Source organism: Kibdelosporangium persicum (assembly GCF_013280595.1).
GTDB classification, from domain to species: domain Bacteria; phylum Actinomycetota; class Actinomycetes; order Mycobacteriales; family Pseudonocardiaceae; genus Kibdelosporangium; species Kibdelosporangium persicum.
The window spans coordinates 1-3,303 of sequence record NZ_JAAATY010000081.1 but is presented as its reverse complement, the minus strand read 5'-3'; the positions used below and the strand labels follow the sequence as shown (position 1 = coordinate 3,303).

The following is a 3,303-nucleotide window of genomic DNA, read 5'->3' as shown; positions in this document are numbered from 1 at the left end:
GACGGCCGCGTCCGGTGCGGGGTGGTACCACGTGATCGTCGACCAGCACGTAGAGTGCGGTCAGGAGGGTGTTCAGTTCTTTCGTCACACATTGATCTTGAACACCCTCCTCTCATGTCCGCGCCCCGGCCTCACTTCACGTGATCTTCACGGAATCAGTCATCTAGGCGGGCGACGGTACTTACATCCTTGGCATCCCCTGCCGGAGGTAGCCCGAGGCCTCGTCGCAGGTTACCCAGGTCAGCCTGTGCGGCAGCATTTCCACCATCGCAGTTGTGGACAAGGACGGAGATGGAGCCGGCGCGGACATGGTAGGAGTTGATGCCGTCGATGGTGAGGTCGTGGGCGGGGGTGTTGTTGGTGTACTTGCGAACGGCGGTGACCTGGACCCATGTGCCTGTTGAGGTCCGTAGCCAGGAACCGGCTTTGATGTTGGCGATCGGGACCCAGGCGTTGAGGTCTGCGACCCAGATCGGGTGCCAGTCGGTCGCCTCCAACATCGCGGTCGCCGACCCGGCAGTGCCGTCGGTGTCGATAGTCAACTCAGTCCGGTCGGCTCGTCACCGTGCACCCAGGTCGCCTATTCTCACAGACCCAGCAATTCATCAATCGACTGACGTTGCCATCCACTTACGTACCATCCACGCATCGCCGTCGGCCCACCGACGGAATACACTGGACCGTTTCAACCCATCCCATCCATGCTCCACAACCTCACAAGTGGACGATTTCCCGTCAACATGAAATCGACCGCCTCTGGGAAAGAGTCACCGAGGTGCCAAACCACTCCTGACGCCGAGGCGATCGCAATGCCATCGGTAGAGAAGTAAACATGGGACCGACAAAGCCACCAACCAAGTGGACAGAAAGAAACCTTGAACCAGTCTTTTAGATCATTCGCCTCTCGGATATGCCTGCGACCAATCCGAACAGGGTCAACGACGAGAGGGTCTTCGTTGCGAAAATCAACGCCCTCCTCTACAGCCGGTTCAACAGTCAAACCGTAGAAGGAACTCAAGATCTCAACCATGCCGTCATCGATCTCGTAGCCTACCTCAGCAAGACTCCCAACGACCTTCGAGACATCAACCTGGCGAGTCTCCGACCAACCGCTCCGCTCCAGCGCCAACCGGGACTCCGGTAGGACTTTCAGTTTCACCATAGCCACCTTACTCGACGATCCGGATCATCAGCGAATTTAGCACTCGCCGACACCCTCTGCATGGCCGGGCCAGTGTCCCGTGATCACCATGGTCGGAGTCACCAACGAAAGCTGTTGTCATCGTACCGCCATTGAGCGCCGCTGGCCCTTCAGCATTGTACGCTCGCGCCAAACACTTCATTTCAGAGCACACAAACGCAGGGTGATCGTTTTCCCGAAGGATATCCTTCAAGCCTTCTGGAATCGCCACGAACTCTTTGTTGTGTGCACGATAAACATTACCGCTCGGTGACCGGTACTCAGAGGCAAAGTCCGCCTCTTGCATCTCGGCTGCGTCCGCAACAGCTGCGAGCTCTTCCGAGACGCCGTCTTCAGGTACCGGAGCACTGCAGTTGTGAACGAGTACCGACGTGGCACCCGCCCGCACATGGTAGGAGTGGATGCCGTCGATGGTGAGGTCGTGGGCGGGGGTGTTGTTGGTGTAGTGGCGGACGGCGGTCACCTGGATCCATGTGCCTGTTGAGGTCCGTAGCCAGGAACCGGCCTTGATATTGGCGATCGGGACCCAGGCGTTGAGGTCGGCCACCCAGATCGGATGCCAGTCGGTCGCCTCCAGTGTGGCCGTGGCCGAACCCGCTGAACCATCCGTGTCGATGGTCAACTCGGTCCGGGTGGGCTCGTCACCGTGCACCCAGGTCGCCACCACCTCACGAGCTTCGGTACGGCCGGTCTCCGGGTCGGTGGCCAACACGACCTCGCCGAGCTCAACCTCCTCGATCGGCTTCGACGAACCATCAACCAACAACACCCGCGTGCCCGGCGGAAAACTATGCCGCTGACACGTAGTCGGCTTATCCTTCGCCGCCGCCCGAGCGGCCGCGGCGTCATCAACGTCCTTCTTACGCAGCCTGTTGACCTCGTCGAAGCCTTCTTTGACGTACTCGCTGGTCAACTCCGCGAAGCGGCCCATGGTGCGGCGGGCGGCGCGGACACGCTCCTCCCAGTCCAGCGCCTTCTGGACGGCCTTGAAGACCTTCTTCGCCGACGACAGCAGCTTGGCCACCTTGCCCCACGGGATGATTCCCGCGCAGGCCAGCAGGTCGAACTTGGTGAAGCAGTCACGGGCATCGTTGAAACCGGTCAGGTCACCGATGACGTCCGGCAACTCCTCCTTGATCACATCCCAGAAACCCCGCTTGGACGCCGCTTCCTCTTCCAGGCGACGCAGTTCCGCCTCCGACAACCCCATCTTCTGGCCGGCCCGTTTCTTGGCCTTCTGGTTGTTGTCCTTCTTGTGTTGCTGGTCCGCCCGGTACGTGTCCCTTTCGCGCTTGATCTGCTCTTGGGCACGTTCGGTTTCACACTCGGCTCTTGAGGTGTAGACCCCGCACGGATCGACCCAGCCGCAGGCCGCACCGTCGGCGCCGCAGTTGGTCAACAGGCCGGTGGCATCATTGAAAGTCACCGGACTGTTGTTGGCATACGCATACCCATTGATCTGCTGCGCGTCCGCGTTGTTCATGATCGGGTCGACACTCGCGAAGCGGCCCGTGCGCGGGTCGTACTCGCGAGCACCCATCGATGTCAGCCCGGTGGTGTCGCGGATACCACCCGCCAAGCCTTTGTCATCGGGCCAGTGCTGGGAGGTGCGGCCACGGGCATTGCCGAACGGGTCGCTGTACTGGCGGACGATTCCGAGGTTGGACGCGATGACCGCCAGTTCGTCAGTGCCGTTGTGATCACCGACGATCCACGTCAGCTGACCATTGGCGGAGTTGCGCATCGCGATGCCGCCACCGGCGTGGCTGTAGTACCGCTTGGCCACCGCGGTGTCAGTGCTCTTGTGCAGGATCACTTCGTGGCCGGGCAGGTACAGCGTCGTAGCGTTCGGTTCCCGCTTGATCAGTCGGCTGCCGCTGCTGTCGTAGAGATACTCCGAGACTTTGCCGTCGGCTTCGGTCACCTTGCTGACCCGGCCTTCGGCGTTCCACTCCAGCGTCTGGGTGTTGCCGCCGATCTTGCGAGTCCGCATGTTGCCGGACTCGTCGTAGGTGTACTCGTCTTTCGACGTGCCGTTCGGACCCACCCGGGTCACCGAGGCCAGCGAGTGCGGGCGCACCGCGCCTGGCCCGGATGGCGGG

At 61.2% G+C, this 3,303-nt stretch carries 3 protein-coding genes; all 3 read right to left on the bottom strand.

Annotated features, from left to right (window positions below):
• Positions 1-155 precede the first annotated feature (155 nt).
• Complete coding sequence (locus GC106_RS46930; RefSeq protein WP_173142674.1) at positions 156-542, bottom strand: hypothetical protein; 387 nt, start codon at positions 540-542, stop codon at positions 156-158.
• Positions 543-685: 143 nt separating this feature from the next.
• Complete coding sequence (locus tag GC106_RS46925; protein WP_173142673.1) at positions 686-1,159, bottom strand: SUKH-3 domain-containing protein; 474 nt, start codon at positions 1,157-1,159, stop codon at positions 686-688.
• A 10-nt stretch (positions 1,160-1,169) separates the two neighbouring features.
• A partial coding sequence (locus GC106_RS46920; RefSeq protein WP_281368822.1) for an RHS repeat-associated core domain-containing protein occupies positions 1,170-3,303 on the bottom strand: 2,134 nt, incomplete at its 5' end.